At 60.5% G+C, this 12,763-nt stretch carries 15 protein-coding genes and 2 tRNA genes; 8 read left to right on the forward strand and 9 right to left on the reverse strand.

Translation table 11 applies throughout. From position 1 onward, the window contains the following. Window positions 1–102 precede the first annotated feature (102 nt). The 3 genes from ampE to K0H48_RS06435 all read right to left on the reverse strand — a co-directional run bounded on the left by ampE (window position 103) and on the right by K0H48_RS06435 (window position 3,717). Window positions 103–939 (reverse strand): regulatory signaling modulator protein AmpE, encoded by an 837-nt coding sequence (gene ampE / locus K0H48_RS06425; RefSeq protein ID WP_219266831.1) that lies wholly within the window; start codon window positions 937–939, stop codon window positions 103–105. Next, window positions 936–1,499 carry a 1,6-anhydro-N-acetylmuramyl-L-alanine amidase AmpD gene (gene ampD, locus K0H48_RS06430; protein ID WP_219266832.1) on the reverse strand — a complete coding sequence of 188 codons (564 nt, stop codon included), beginning with the start codon at window positions 1,497–1,499 and terminating at the stop codon, window positions 936–938. The genes ampE and ampD overlap by 4 nt, the downstream gene beginning before the upstream one ends. A gap of 61 nt (window positions 1,500–1,560) precedes the next feature. Further along, a complete protein-coding gene (locus tag K0H48_RS06435; RefSeq protein ID WP_219266833.1) occupies window positions 1,561–3,717 on the reverse strand; it encodes a DUF1631 domain-containing protein in 2,157 nt (718 codons plus the stop codon). Between the two features lie 243 nt (window positions 3,718–3,960). Between K0H48_RS06435 and nadC the strand changes: the two genes are divergently transcribed. Continuing rightward, entirely contained in the window at window positions 3,961–4,809 is an 849-nt protein-coding gene (gene nadC, locus K0H48_RS06440; protein ID WP_219266834.1) for a carboxylating nicotinate-nucleotide diphosphorylase, read from the forward strand. Window positions 4,810–4,863: 54 nt separating this feature from the next. Here nadC and K0H48_RS06445 read toward each other — a convergent pair whose 3' ends face one another. From K0H48_RS06445 to K0H48_RS06455, 3 genes are all read right to left on the reverse strand, one after another. Continuing rightward, window positions 4,864–5,169, reverse strand: coding sequence for a DUF6388 family protein (locus tag K0H48_RS06445; protein WP_219266835.1), 306 nt, complete (start codon window positions 5,167–5,169; stop codon window positions 4,864–4,866). Window positions 5,170–5,335: 166 nt separating this feature from the next. After that, window positions 5,336–5,408: transfer RNA gene (locus tag K0H48_RS06450), tRNA-Thr, on the reverse strand. Window positions 5,409–5,472: 64 nt separating this feature from the next. After that, window positions 5,473–5,886: a pilin gene (locus K0H48_RS06455; protein ID WP_219266924.1), complete on the reverse strand. Its 414-nt coding sequence runs from the start codon at window positions 5,884–5,886 to the stop codon at window positions 5,473–5,475. A gap of 202 nt (window positions 5,887–6,088) precedes the next feature. On the opposite strand from K0H48_RS06455, the gene K0H48_RS06460 reads away from it, so the two are divergent. From K0H48_RS06460 to yacG, 4 genes are read left to right on the forward strand one after another with little or no spacing between them, the layout of a single operon-like run. Then, window positions 6,089–7,297 carry a type II secretion system F family protein gene (locus K0H48_RS06460; protein ID WP_219266836.1) on the forward strand — a complete coding sequence of 403 codons (1,209 nt, stop codon included), beginning with the start codon at window positions 6,089–6,091 and terminating at the stop codon, window positions 7,295–7,297. After that, entirely contained in the window at window positions 7,294–8,160 is an 867-nt protein-coding gene (locus K0H48_RS06465) for an A24 family peptidase (RefSeq protein WP_307877360.1), read from the forward strand. Before K0H48_RS06460 ends, K0H48_RS06465 begins: the two co-directional genes overlap by 4 nt. Then, window positions 8,157–8,780, forward strand: a complete 624-nt coding sequence (gene coaE, locus K0H48_RS06470; protein WP_219266837.1) for a dephospho-CoA kinase — start codon at window positions 8,157–8,159, stop codon at window positions 8,778–8,780. Before K0H48_RS06465 ends, coaE begins: the two co-directional genes overlap by 4 nt. Then, window positions 8,777–8,977, forward strand: a complete 201-nt coding sequence (yacG, locus tag K0H48_RS06475; protein WP_138816887.1) for a DNA gyrase inhibitor YacG — start codon at window positions 8,777–8,779, stop codon at window positions 8,975–8,977. Before coaE ends, yacG begins: the two co-directional genes overlap by 4 nt. Here the strand turns inward: yacG and K0H48_RS06480 are convergent. Both K0H48_RS06480 and K0H48_RS06485 read right to left on the reverse strand, forming a co-directional pair. Beyond that, entirely contained in the window at window positions 8,974–9,189 is a 216-nt protein-coding gene (locus K0H48_RS06480) for a hypothetical protein (protein WP_003171680.1), read from the reverse strand. The two genes, yacG and K0H48_RS06480, sit on opposite strands and share 4 nt — an antisense overlap. Before the next feature lie 74 nt (window positions 9,190–9,263). Then, window positions 9,264–9,953 carry an energy-coupling factor ABC transporter permease gene (locus K0H48_RS06485; RefSeq protein ID WP_219266838.1) on the reverse strand — a complete coding sequence of 230 codons (690 nt, stop codon included), beginning with the start codon at window positions 9,951–9,953 and terminating at the stop codon, window positions 9,264–9,266. Window positions 9,954–10,082: 129 nt separating this feature from the next. Here K0H48_RS06485 and K0H48_RS06490 point away from each other — a divergent pair, with 129 nt between their 5' ends. The 3 genes from K0H48_RS06490 (at window position 10,083) to K0H48_RS06500 (ending at window position 12,334) form a co-directional block, all read left to right on the forward strand. Further along, window positions 10,083–10,712, forward strand: coding sequence for a DUF1780 domain-containing protein (locus K0H48_RS06490; RefSeq protein ID WP_053254334.1), 630 nt, complete (start codon window positions 10,083–10,085; stop codon window positions 10,710–10,712). Window positions 10,713–10,801: 89 nt separating this feature from the next. Continuing rightward, window positions 10,802–10,975: a DUF3094 family protein gene (locus tag K0H48_RS06495; RefSeq protein ID WP_017134503.1), complete on the forward strand. Its 174-nt coding sequence runs from the start codon at window positions 10,802–10,804 to the stop codon at window positions 10,973–10,975. Between the two features lie 60 nt (window positions 10,976–11,035). Then, the gene (locus tag K0H48_RS06500; protein WP_138816893.1) at window positions 11,036–12,334 is read left to right on the forward strand and encodes an NAD(P)/FAD-dependent oxidoreductase; all 1,299 of its coding nucleotides are present in this window, start codon (window positions 11,036–11,038) and stop codon (window positions 12,332–12,334) included. 192 nt (window positions 12,335–12,526) lie between these two features. Here K0H48_RS06500 and K0H48_RS06505 read toward each other — a convergent pair. Further along, window positions 12,527–12,603: transfer RNA gene (locus K0H48_RS06505), tRNA-Pro, on the reverse strand. Window positions 12,604–12,763 lie beyond the last annotated feature (160 nt).

Below are 12,763 nucleotides of genomic sequence, written 5' to 3' on the forward strand. Positions count from 1 at the left end.
ATCACCGCAGCAACGGATATGTACACCACCACCAACAACCCGCCATCACAGGCAACCCAGCTCCCACATTTTGACCACATGCAGCCTTCCTGTTGCTCAGGGCTAAGGCAACACCGTCCAAATCGCAAACCCCGCATACCACAGCACTGCGGCCCGCAGCAGCAGTTCCCACAACCGATCCAAGCTGTTGATGCCATCGGCCCCCACCACCGGCGGTGGAATCTCAGCCGCCACCAAGCCGACCTTTTCCATCAGTTGCTCAGCACTGATGTCCCAGCTCAACAGCTCATGCAGCATCACACGGCTGACCGCAACAAAGTTACCCACCAAGGCAAAGCTGGCCGCCAGCAGACGCACCGGCAGCCAATCAAATGCGTGACGCAATTGCCCGGCACGTTCGGCGACCAGCGGGTTCTGGCTGTTCTCGCTGGCCAATGCCAACAAGCGATAAGCCAGGGCCGCAACCGGACCCAGCAGGAAATACCAGAAAATCACCGCAAAAAAGCTTTGGTAGGCCTGCCACAACAAATGGCCTTGAACCCGCTCCAGCAGTTGCTCGCCACTGTCGGCGGCCACCTTCAGGTCGCGCTCGGCCACATGCTCGGCAGCTTGCAGATCACCGCGCCGCCAGGCGTCGCGAAACGGCCCAAGCTCGCCCAGCAAGTCGCCGCGCCCCAGGCTGTAGATCACCACCAGCAAATGCACCGGCAGTGCCAACAGGCCATAAGCCACGGGTTCCAGCACCAACAGTAACAACCCCAGCAAGGCCACCGGCAATAACACCAGCAGTACCAGGATCAGCCAAGGCTGCTTGCCCATGCGCGGGCTCGACTCCAGCTTGACCAGCTCGCGCAGCCATCCGCCGTCACGTTGCAACCGCCGACGCAGGGCCGAAAACTTCTCGATCCACACCGCCAGCACCAACACCAGGAAACTCATCGTGCGTGTCCTCCATCCTGCAGGGCGCTGCGAAAGCGCGTCCAATCAAAAGCCGGGCCCGGGTCGGTCTTGCGCACCGGGGCGATATCACTGTGGCCACAAATACGCTGCGGGGTAATACCTGGGTAGGCCGCCAACAGTTGCCGGGTCAGGTCGATCAGCGCTCCATATTGGGCATCGGTAAACGGTAGCTCGTCTGTGCCTTCCAGTTCGATCCCGAGGGAAAAGTCATTGCACACTTCGCGCCCCTCGAAGCTGGACACCCCGGCATGCCAGGCACGGTCCAGACAGGAGACAAACTGTGTCACCGAGCCGTCGCGTTCAATCAGAAAATGCGCAGACACCCGTAGGCTGGCAATGCTTTCAAAGTAGGGATGTTCCGTGACATCCAGCCGATTCTGGAAAAACTCATGCACCTTGCCAGTGGCAAACTGCCCAGGTGGCAGGCTGATGTTATGCACCACCAACAGTGAGATCTCGCCGGCGGGGCGCTCGTTGAAGTTGGGCGACGGGCAATGACGGATGCCCTGGCACCAACCGCTGGTGGGGTCCAACTGCATACGGGTTCCTTGAATGAGACGAGGTGTTACCAGTATGCCGCGTTCAGCCCTGCGGTTGCGATCACTTGCCGCGATTGAGTTGGCGCAGCGTGCCAATCACCGACGTCAGCGCGCGGTCGAACAGCAGCCCCTCATCAAGGCTGCGCAGCGCGCCCTGCTTGAGGGCCATGGCCAATTGGCCGGCACTTTTCTCCAGCGCTTTGAGCCCGGTGCGGCTGACAAAAATATAGCGGTTGGCCGGCGCCATGATGACCTTCAGCTTGCAACGCAGCTGGCTGCCGTCGTCTTGCTGGAACTCAAACCAGTTACCAATGCGCAACTGCTGGACCTTGAGCAATTCCGGATCATCACTGGGCAGTCTCGGGATCACGTCAGGCCCGTCGCTACTGAGTGAAAACGGCTCACGCACCTCGATCAACGTGTCCAGGCCCTCGCCTTCGAACGACTGCAGGTGCATGGCCTGCAAACGCACAAAAAACTCGCGGGTGCTGAAGGGATCGAACGCTGCGCTGGTCAACCCATCACGCAAGGCTTTGAGCAGGCCGGGCAGTTGTTCGAGCAAGTGCCGGCCGGCCTCGGTGTCTTTTTGCAGGCTGACGCTCCAGATCAATTCGTCCAGGGTGCGCACAGCCGCCTGCCATTGCACTGACTGCTCGCCCTGCTTGAGGCTGGCCAGCAACAGCACCTGGCTCCAGGCCTGCTGAACAAACTGCACCACGGTCTGCGGCAACACGCGGCCCATCAACCGTCGATTGAGCACCTCGGCCACCCGCTGGCGCGCCGCGTCTGTGCGCACCCGGCCTGCTTCGGCCTCACAGGTGTGCTGTTCGAGCAATTCGCTGCGCTGGCGCTCGTCGGCGGTAAAGGCGCTGAACTGCGCCAGCACCTGGGGGAAAATCGCCAGGTCTTCGACGAACTCATTCAACAGCCGTTGCACCACCTGCTCAGTGCGCAGGTACAGGCTGTCACGCGGGTAGTCATCGCGCGGGCTCCATGTCATGGCGGCGCTGGCGATCTCATTGAGCAGACGTCGCGCCGGGTGGCTGGCGCGGCTGAAAAAACTCTTGTCCAGCACCGCCACTTTCAACAGCGGAATCTGCAAGCGTGCGATCAAGGCCTTGAATACGTCAGGCACGCTGTGATCCGTAAGAATGAACTCGAACAGCAGCGCGACCAGGTTGATCACATCCTCATCGGCGTCTTCCACCACACGGGATTTGCCGCTCTTGACGCTCACGCGGGTCAACAATTGCTCAAGCTGGTTACGCAGGTCGAAGTCGTCTTCGGCCTCGGGCTCCGGCACATATTGCTGCAGGTGGGAGAGCAGGCGCAGCAAATCACGGGTGGCGATGGGCAGAGGTTCGGCGCAGGCCTCCAGGGTGGGTGCGACGCTGCCACGCACGGCAGCGAGCAGCTTCTGCAACGCGGCGAAGGCTTGCTGGCCGTTTTCATCCAAGGGCTGATCCACGGCCTGCACACTGCCCTCGCGCTGTTGCTCGCGGGCTTCACGCCCACCAGGGCGGCGTGACGGCACGGCCTTGAGCTGCGGCAAGACGCCAGTCGCGACCAACAGTTGGTTGGCCTCGGCGTACAGTTGGTCGGCGTCACTGAGCACATACTTCTCGAACAGCTTGAGCATGATCAACTTGACGCGAATCTCCACCCCCAAGCTGCGCCCCGCACGCAGGAAGAACTCGCACAGCAGTGCCGGGCCGAGCGGGTTATCGCGTTCATCCAGGGGGTTGCCGAGCAACGCCCCCAGGCGCGCGGTCAATTGCCCCAGCGCCAGGCCATCGCGATGTCGAACGCGGCCGAGCATAGCTTCCAGCGCGACGGCTTTTTCCAGTGCATCTCTGGACGTGCCCGGCGCCGCCTCATAGGACACCACCGGCACCAGCTGCAATTCACCGCGTTCCGCCTGGCCCAGGTCGACAAACGCGGCGAACAATTGCTCCATGAACACGCGCTCGAAATTCTTGCGCTTGAGGCGCAGGTCACGCATGGCTTCGAAGAAAATATGATGATCAACGTTGCTGCGGGCCTTGTCGGCCATTTCGAACAGGGTGTCGTCCGCGTTATCGAACAGCTCCTGCAAACCTTGCTGCAATTGCTGCGCAGCCTTGTCGCGAACTTGCAGCAACACCACCGGCAGGCGCGCGAGCGGCGATGGCGTGGCCTGTGCCCGATTGATGGGCACCACCTTTCCGTCAATGTGCATCCTGGCCTCCTGAAACGGCGGTGTTGAATTGGCGAAAAATCGGCGACAGGCCCTATCGGGCTGCAAACACCGGTTATCTCCGGGACGTCAAAGCTATGACGCCAATTGCAAGGCGCGAGATTATCTTGCAAATGGGGGCTGTTGCGCCAGCGAACTCTACCAATGCGCTGTAAATGAGTGGCGAGTATGGGTTCAGCGGCGCGCTGCCCCTATAATCGAGGCACTTTGTTTGTGGAGCCTGTTATGCCGAATCTCCGTCTTGCCGACCTCACCGCCGAAATCGAAGCCAACGTGCGCCGCGCACTGCTGGAAGACATCGGCAGTGGCGACATCACTGCGCAACTGATCCCGGCCGAACGGCTGGCCAAGGCCACCATCATTACCCGCGATGCCGCCGTTATCGCCGGCACCGCCTGGGTGGACGCGGTGTTCCGCCAGCTCGACCCACGGGTTGCGGTGCATTGGCAGGTGGCCGACGGTGAGCGTGTGAGCGCCAATCAAGTGCTGTTCCACCTGGAAGGCCCGGCACGCTCACTGCTGAGCGGCGAACGCTGTGCGCTGAATTTTCTGCAGATGTTGTCGGGCGTCGCCACGCGCGCGCAGTACCTGGCGGACTTTGTCGCCAGCACTCAGGTCAAGCTGCTGGACACCCGCAAAACCTTGCCGGGCCTGCGCTTGGCGCAAAAGTACGCAGTGACGTGCGGCGGCTGTCACAACCATCGCATCGGTTTGTATGACGCGTTCCTGATCAAGGAAAACCATATCGCCGCCTGCGGTGGCATTGCCGAAGCGATTACCGCCGCCCAGAAGATCGCACCGGGCAAGCCGGTGGAAATCGAAGTGGAAAGCCTGGAAGAACTGCGCGAAGCACTGGCGGCGGGCGCCGATATCATCATGCTCGACGAGTTGAGCCTGGATGACATGCGCGAGGCCGTGCGCCTGAATGCCGGCAAGGCCAAGCTGGAAGCCAGCGGCGGGATCAATGAAACCACCCTGCTGCCTATCGCGCAAACCGGGGTGGATTACATCTCTATCGGTGCGATGACCAAGGATGTGAAGGCGGTGGATTTGTCGATGCGCCTGAGCCTCTGAGCAAGCAACATCCGAGGGAAAGGAGCGAGGTTGCTCGCTCCTTCAATTTCGCGCTCAGATCGCGAGATTATTCATCCCGCAATACTCGTTCCAATCAACGCCAAGCACCTCGGCGGCCTCTTTGTGCAAGGCCAGGCGCGCCGCTTCGAACTCTTGCGGCGTGGAGGTGTACTTGAGGCTCAATTCCCACGGCTGCAGGCCCTGGGCCTCGGCCTCATCCTCGAATGCCCACTGGATCTGGTCCTTCTGATCATCGGCGCTCAGGTCCTTGATCTCGTCGAGCAGTTCCGGCGACTCCGCGACGTATTTTTTGAGGGCTGCTTCGTGCCGCTGTTCCTGGGTTATTTCTTGTGTGGTCATGTTGTTCTCTTAGATCATGGAATGGGGATGCATCTGGGTCATCAAGGTTGCGCAGATACAAAAGAGTGGGCACGAATGCCGCCTCGTCTGGCCTTCAGAACCATTCTGGGATCATCTGAAAACGTTGCCTTTGAAACAGTGTCGCCGTTGAAACAGTGTTGCCTTGTGCCCGAGACAGGAGTCGAACCTGCGACCTTCGCGTTACGAGTGCGCTGCTCTACCAACTGAGCTACACGGGCGGTGGGCTAAAGCTAGCACCGCATTGGGCAGGCAGCAACAAACTCGCTGACCGCCCGGCAGGCATTACGCCCCGTCAGCGCCGCAACCCTTGGCAACGTACTGCGCCTCGGCGGTGGTGGCACAGGCCCAACCCTGAGTGGCGCTGCGCGTCAGGGTGATGGTCTTGCCCAGTACCGGCGCCGGCGCGTCGAGGATTTCGCAGGTAATGGAACCGGCGCCCGTGGCCACATCGCCGGCTACGGTGATCGTGCAGTTGGCGGTCGGGCTGGTGCCACCGATCAACGCCAGGCTCGGAACGGTGCCCTGGTTAAGGGTGTCTTCAAAACCCGCCTTCAACGCTGCAATTTCAGCCAGCCCCGCTGTGAACTTGGCCTTGGCTTGGTGCTTGGTGTACATGGGCAGACCGATGGTGGCCAAAATGCCGATGATTGCCACGACGATCAACAACTCGATCAAGGTAAAGCCTTTCTGACGCATCACATTCACTCTCCAGAATAAAAACCTTATCAAGGCGCGTCCTGCGCCCCGCAGTGTGCAGCGGCGCCAGTGTACTCATCCGTGAGCGGCCAATTGTGGGTAAGACGCACATTCTGACATTTTATCGTGCGCCAACGAGCGGTCCGAATCCGTCATCTGACTAAGCTATAAATCTACGACGACCTGTGTGCGGACCTGTGCCATGAATGACGCTTCAACGATCTACGCCTGGGAAGGCACCAACCGCAAAGGCCGCCGGGTGTGCGGGCAAACCACCGGGCATAACCTGGCACTGGTCAAGGCGCAACTGCGCCAGCAGGGAATTTGCCCCGGCCGCGTGCGCAAAAAGGCTTCGCACCTTCCACCTTTTGCAGCGCCGATAAAACCTGCTGACATCGCGCTGTTCACACGCCAATTGGCCACCCTGTTAAAGGCAGGCATTGCGCTGCTACAGGCGTTCGACATCATCTGCGAGGGTTTCGAAAACCGGCAGATGCGCGCGCTGATAAAAGGCTTGAAGCAGGAAATTGCCGCCGGAAACAGCCTGGCAGCAGCGCTGCGCAAACAGCCGCGTCACTTTGATGACTTGTATTGCAACCTGATTGCCGCAGGCGAACAGGCAGGCGCCCTGGAAACATTGCTCGAGCGGGTGGCGATTCACCTGGAGAAAAGCCAGCAGCTCAAGGCGCGAATCAAAAAAGCCATGACCTACCCTTTCGCCGTGATCGTGGTCGCCTGCGTGGTCAGTGCAGTTCTGCTTATCCACGTGGTGCCGCAGTTCCAGAACCTCTTCGCCGGGGTAAACGACCAACTGCCAGGCTTTACCTTGCGGGTGATTGCGCTGTCCAACTTCCTGCAGCACGCCTGGTGGATGCTTGCCTTGGGGCTGGGTATGGCACTGGCCGCGCTGCGCCATGCCTATCGGGCTTACCCGGGGTTTCGTGACGGGCTGGATGCAAGTTTGTTGAGCGCGCCCCTTGCGGGCACACTGCTGAGGCGCTCAGCCATCGCCCGCTACGCCCGTACACTTTCAACCACCTTTGCCGCAGGCGTGCCATTGGTGCAGGCGCTGGACTCCGTGGCAGGCGCGACAGGTAATGGCTTGTTCAGAAAGGCGATCGAACATATGCGACACGATGTAGCCACAGGTGTGCCGTTGAACCAGTCCATGGCCTGCAGCGGGCTGTTCCCTGGCATGGCCATCCAGATGACGGCCATCGGTGAAGAGTCGGGCACCCTGGACCGCATGCTGGAAAAAGTCGCCAACCACTATGAAGCCGATGTGGAGAACCTGGTCGATAACCTCACCAGCCTGATGGAGCCACTGATCATGGTGGTGTTGGGGGGCATTGTCGGCGCACTGGTGATTGCGATGTACCTGCCGGTGTTCCAGTTGGGGTCGGCGTTTTGAGCCTGCTGCTAGGTGAGCAACCCTGGGTCTTTGTCGGGATGGCGCTGGTGCTCGGCCTGATCGTCGGCAGCTTTCTCAACGTACTGGTGTGGCGTCTGCCGAAGATGCTCGTGCGCGAATGGCGCGCCCAGGCCCAGGAAATACTCGGCCTGCCAGCCGACCCAGCCGGCCCTGCCTACAACCTGATGCGTCCCAACTCGTGCTGTGCGCATTGCAGCCAGCCGATTCGCCCCTGGGAAAATATCCCGGTACTCAGCTACCTGGCACTCAAGGGGCGCTGCGCCCATTGCCGCGAGCCTATCAGCGCCCGCTACCCCTTTACCGAACTGGCCTGTGCGCTGCTCTCGGCCACTGTCGCTTGGCATTTTGGCTTCGGCTGGCAAGCTGGCGCCGTTATGCTGTTGAGTTGGGGCCTGCTGGCGATGAGCCTGATCGACGTCGATCATCAACTGCTGCCGGATGTGCTGGTGTTGCCGCTGCTATGGCTGGGGCTGATCCTCAATAGCGGCGACTTGTTGGCGACGCTGCCCGATGCGCTGTGGGGCGCAGTCATAGGTTATGTGAGCCTGTGGAGCGTGTTCCGGGTGTTCAAAGTGATCACCGGCAAGGACGGCATGGGTTATGGCGACTTCAAGCTACTGGCCCTGCTCGGTGCCTGGGGCGGTTGGCAGATCCTGCCAATGACGCTGCTGATAGCGTCGCTGCTGGGCGTGTTCGCGGGCCTTGTCCTGATGCGTTTGCGCAAGTCCCAGGCATCGGTGCCGATGCCATTTGGCCCATGCCTGGCAATTGCCGGCTGGATTGCATTGCTCTGGGGTGGTCAAATAACCGACTTCTATTTGCAGTCTGTCGGTTTCAGATGACCACTTGTGTCGCAACACCCTGGATTCTAGGCCTCACCGGCGGCATCGGCAGCGGTAAAAGCGCGGCCGCCCAGCACTTTATCGACCTGGGCATTGACCTGGTCGATGCCGACCATGCCGCACGTTGGGTGGTCGAACCCGGCCGGCCGGCACTTGCACGCATTGCCGAGCATTTTGGTGCTGGCGTGTTGCAGGCGGACGGCCAGTTGGACCGCGCGGCCCTGCGCAAGCTGATCTTTGAAGACCCCGAAGAACGTCGCTGGCTGGAAGCCCTGCTGCACCCGTTGATTGGCGAGGAAATTCGCAGCCATCTTGCGCGCGCCCAATCGCCTTACGCGATCCTGGTGTCGCCGCTGCTGATCGAGTCCGGCCAGTACAGCATGACCCAGCGCATCCTGGTGATCGACGTGCCGCAATCGCTGCAGATTCAGCGTACCCTGCAGCGCGACGGCATCAGCGAACAACAGGTGCAGGCGATCCTCAAGGCTCAGTCCAGCCGCGAAGACCGCCTGAACCATGCCGATGACGTGCTGGTCAACGACAAGGACCTCGCCTGGCTGCACAGCGAGGTCGAGCGACTGCACCACTTTTACCTTACTTTGCGTGGAGGCCGATCATGAGCCAACCCTTGACCGTCGACTGCCCAACCTGCGGCGCACCCGTAGAATGGAAAACAGACAACCTCAACCGGCCGTTCTGCTCGGACCGTTGCAAACTCATCGACCTCGGCGCCTGGGCCGCGGAAGAACACAAGATTCCGGTGAGCCCGGATGCCGAGGACGAGCTGTTCTCTGAAGACCTGCCGCCGCGCCACTAAGGCCGCATAAAGGCGTACTCCTGCTGGTCGTCGAGGTTCTCTGCAAGGTATTGCAGCTCGTCGGCCAGGTCTTCAAAACTGCGCACACCCTTGCTCTGCTGCACCACCGCACTGAGCATGGCGCGTAGCGTAAGGCCTGGGTCAAAGCCGATTTCCTGTGCCGCGTCCTGGCTTCTGCGCAACTCTTGCCGCGCCCATTCGTACACACTCATAGTCCGTGCCCCGCCTTGCTCAGTAAAATTTCGCAGAGCATGGGCCTGCGCGGCCGCCTGGGATTTGATCTGGATCAACGCCGCGAATCGTCATCCTTCCACGGCGCCGACAGGTAGCGCGTGCGGTTGAAGGTCTCCAGCCATTCCGGGCAGAACACCACCAGGGCACTGATGACCATGCCGTTGATAAACGCCTCGGGGAAGATGATCAGCCACAGGTAACCGACGAAGTCTTCCAGCCACTCGGGCATGGCAAAACGGCCGTCAAACCACAGCAGCCCCAACGCCGCCAGCAGGCACAGCAGGGCCGACAGCGCTGCGGCGAAAAAACCGGAACAGAAGATATACACAAAGGGGTTTCGCGGTTGCGCCCGCTCCACCAGCAGCGCGCAGGTCTCGGTGACCAGCACCGGCAGGCCAATCAGCAGCAAACCATTGACCCCGACCGCCGCCAGGTCCTGGCGCCCCAGCAGCACCAAGCCCAATTGCGCGGCCAACCCGTCGACGATAGCCAGGGGCCAATCCAGCAGCAGGGTCACGGCGGTCATGCCGATAAAGTGGTAAGACACACCCGTGTCGAAATCCCGCCGTACCAGCCAGAGCATAAACAGCGCAAACACAGTGCCGAACAGCAAATGCTGGCGCCGCCGGTCGGCAAACAACTCGACCCACGGCGCGCGCAGGATCGCCCACATGACCAACGGTGCGTACAACAGCCAGCCGATGATGAGCGTTTCCGGCGCCAGTACTGCAGCGCTGATCACGAGCGTAATGCCTTTGCAAAAAACCTCACCACACACCTCTTCCATGGAGCTGCTGTTGAATGACCAGTCTACACCGGCGTTTCAAAGCAAGACTTCCTGCGGTCATCAATTGGACGCTAAGCTTCCAATATGGATGACTCAGATTATTTGCGCCTGCTCACCGTAGCAGCCGAACAAGCCAACGCTTTCCTGTCCAATGCCCGCAAATGGGAGCGTGAGCGTTGGGTCTGCCAGCGCCTGCTGCAAGGCTTGAACGTGCCCTACCGTGCCGAAGAGTTTCACCCCGCCGGGCAAGAGCCGCCGGACGTGTTGTTTCGCGACGCCAGTTTCGAAGTGTTTTTCGTGCTGGATGAAGGCCGGCGCCTGAACGACGAATGGCGCGATGAGTTGCTGCGCCGGCGCAGTGCGTTTTCCTTGAGCCAGTTGGTGCGGCGCGAAGCCAAGCCACGGCGTATCCCGGCCCATGAGTTCTTGCTGCGCCTGGCGCCGACGTTGCGCAAAAAGGCGCATAACTACAAAGAGCGCGGCATGGACCTGGGCGAGCTGGACCTGATTGCCTTCACCAGCCTCAAGCGTGAAGTGCTGGACCTCAACAGCCATTTCCCACCGCCTACCGAATACCTGCGCCAGGGCTGGCGCTCGCTGTCGTTGGTCGGCCCGACCTTTGCGCGCGTGCTGTTTGCCCACCCGGACGCACCGGACTTCTTGCGCAACAACCTGGGGCGCAGCATAGTATTCGACGTGGGCATCAGCCTGTGACGCGGGCACCGGCTACTCTTGTGGCGAGCCCGCCCACCTCCTGACTGTAACGTGGCGCCCTTTTGCAACGTCTACCTGACGAGGCCTTTATGACCAGCCGCCTGAACCCCGATGACCAACAGCATGTCGAAGAGTACCTGCAACTCTCCCAAAACCGAGTCGAGCGCAAGCCTTTCCGGCCGTGGCTGCTCCTGGGTGTGGTGCTGTTGGTGGTGATCGGGCTCGGCCTGCTGAGCCGCCTTTTGAGTTACCTGACGCTATGAGCTGCACCGCGCTCGCGAGGGTAACTGCTCCGATTTCTTTTAGCCTTGCGAGATATCCCCATGACCCATCGTATTATTATCGTCGGCGGCGGCGCCGGCGGCCTGGAGTTGGCTACCCGCCTGGGTAAGACTCTGGGCAAGCGCGGCACCGCCAGCATCACGCTGGTGGACGCCAACCTCACCCATATCTGGAAGCCGCTGCTGCACGAAGTGGCCGCCGGTTCGCTGAATTCTTCGGAAGACGAGCTCAATTATGTCGCCCAGGCCAAATGGAACCACTTCGAGTTCCAACTGGGGCGCATGAGCGGGCTTGACCGTGAACAGAAAAAAATCCAACTGGCCGCGACCCTCGATGAAGAAGGCCGTGAGCTGGTGCCTGCACGCGTGCTGGGTTATGACAGCCTGGTGATCGCGGTCGGCAGCACCACCAACGATTTCGGCACCGAAGGCGCGGCGCAGCACTGCCTGTTCCTCGACACCCGCAAACAGGCCGAACGCTTCCACCAGCAGTTACTCAACCACTATCTGCGCGCCCATGCGGGCCAGACCGATGTGGAAGAGAACATCAGCGTCGCCATCGTCGGCGCCGGTGCGACGGGCGTTGAGCTGGCCGCCGAGTTGCACAACGCCGCCCATGAGCTGGCGGCCTATGGCCTGGACCGCATCAAACCGGAAAACATGCACATTACCCTGATCGAAGCCGGCCCGAGGGTATTACCCGCGTTACCGGAGCGCATTGGCGGGCCTGTACATAAAACCCTGGAGAAACTCGGCGTGACCGTGCTGACTAACTCGGCGGTCAGCGAAGTGACAGCCGACGCGCTGATCACCAGCAGCGGCCAAGTCATCCCTGCCAGCCTCAAGGTCTGGGCTGCCGGCATTCGTGCACCGGGCTTCCTCAAGGACATCGACGGCCTGGAAACCAACCGCATCAACCAATTGCAGGTGCTGCCGACGCTGCAAACCACCCGCGACGAAAACATCTTCGCCTTTGGCGACTGCGCCGCCTGCCCGCAACCGGGCACCGACCGCAATGTGCCGCCACGCGCCCAGGCCGCTCACCAGCAGGCTTCACTGTTGGCCAAGTCGCTGAAACTGCGGATCGAAGGCAAGGACCTGCCGAGCTACAAGTACACTGACTACGGTTCGCTGATTTCGCTGTCGCGCTTCTCGGCGGTGGGTAACTTGATGGGCAACCTGACGGGCAGCGTGATGCTCGAAGGCTGGCTGGCGCGGATGTTCTATGTGTCGCTGTACCGCATGCACCAGATGGCGCTGTACGGGTTCTTCCGCACGGCGATGTTGATGCTGGGCAGCAAGATTGGGCGTGGGACTGAGCCGCGCCTTAAATTGCATTAACAACTCGGTCCTGAGTGGGACCTTGTAAGTGTGGGAGCGGGCTTGCTCGCGAATGCGGTGGTTCAGTATTAGATGTACTGACTGACACACCGCTATCGCAGGCAAGCCAGCTCCCACATTTTTTTGCGCAGTATTCAGGAATTTCGTGCACAAAAAAAATCCCCGTATCTTTCGATACGAGGATTTTTAATATGGTCGGGGTAAGGGGATTCGAACTCCTGACATCCTGCTCCCAAAGCAGGCGCGCTACCGGACTGCGCTATACCCCGGTAAAAAAAAGGCGACCTTTCAGTCGCCTTCTTCGATCAGGGCTTTTGGCCTCTGATCTTAAGATTCGATTCCAGCGTTAACTGGTCTCAAAAATGGTGGGTCGTGTGGGATTCGAACCTACGACCAATTGGTTAAAAGCCAACTGCTCTACCAACTGAG

Source organism: Pseudomonas sp. Xaverov 259 (genome assembly GCF_019352915.1).
Taxonomy (GTDB): Bacteria; Pseudomonadota; Gammaproteobacteria; order Pseudomonadales; family Pseudomonadaceae; genus Aquipseudomonas.

Coding starts and splice junctions, on each gene's coding strand:
- ampE (WP_219266831.1), bottom strand. CDS start 939: ATGAGTTTCCTGGTGTTGGTGCTGGCGGTGTGGATCGAGAAGTTTTCG.
- ampD (WP_219266832.1), bottom strand. CDS start 1,499: ATGCAGTTGGACCCCACCAGCGGTTGGTGCCAGGGCATCCGTCATTGC.
- K0H48_RS06435 (WP_219266833.1), bottom strand. CDS start 3,717: ATGCACATTGACGGAAAGGTGGTGCCCATCAATCGGGCACAGGCCACG.
- nadC (WP_219266834.1), top strand. CDS start 3,961: ATGCCGAATCTCCGTCTTGCCGACCTCACCGCCGAAATCGAAGCCAAC.
- K0H48_RS06445 (WP_219266835.1), bottom strand. CDS start 5,169: ATGACCACACAAGAAATAACCCAGGAACAGCGGCACGAAGCAGCCCTC.
- K0H48_RS06455 (WP_219266924.1), bottom strand. CDS start 5,886: ATGCGTCAGAAAGGCTTTACCTTGATCGAGTTGTTGATCGTCGTGGCA.
- K0H48_RS06460 (WP_219266836.1), top strand. CDS start 6,089: ATGAATGACGCTTCAACGATCTACGCCTGGGAAGGCACCAACCGCAAA.
- coaE (WP_219266837.1), top strand. CDS start 8,157: ATGACCACTTGTGTCGCAACACCCTGGATTCTAGGCCTCACCGGCGGC.
- yacG (WP_138816887.1), top strand. CDS start 8,777: ATGAGCCAACCCTTGACCGTCGACTGCCCAACCTGCGGCGCACCCGTA.
- K0H48_RS06480 (WP_003171680.1), bottom strand. CDS start 9,189: ATGAGTGTGTACGAATGGGCGCGGCAAGAGTTGCGCAGAAGCCAGGAC.
- K0H48_RS06490 (WP_053254334.1), top strand. CDS start 10,083: ATGGATGACTCAGATTATTTGCGCCTGCTCACCGTAGCAGCCGAACAA.
- K0H48_RS06495 (WP_017134503.1), top strand. CDS start 10,802: ATGACCAGCCGCCTGAACCCCGATGACCAACAGCATGTCGAAGAGTAC.
- K0H48_RS06500 (WP_138816893.1), top strand. CDS start 11,036: ATGACCCATCGTATTATTATCGTCGGCGGCGGCGCCGGCGGCCTGGAG.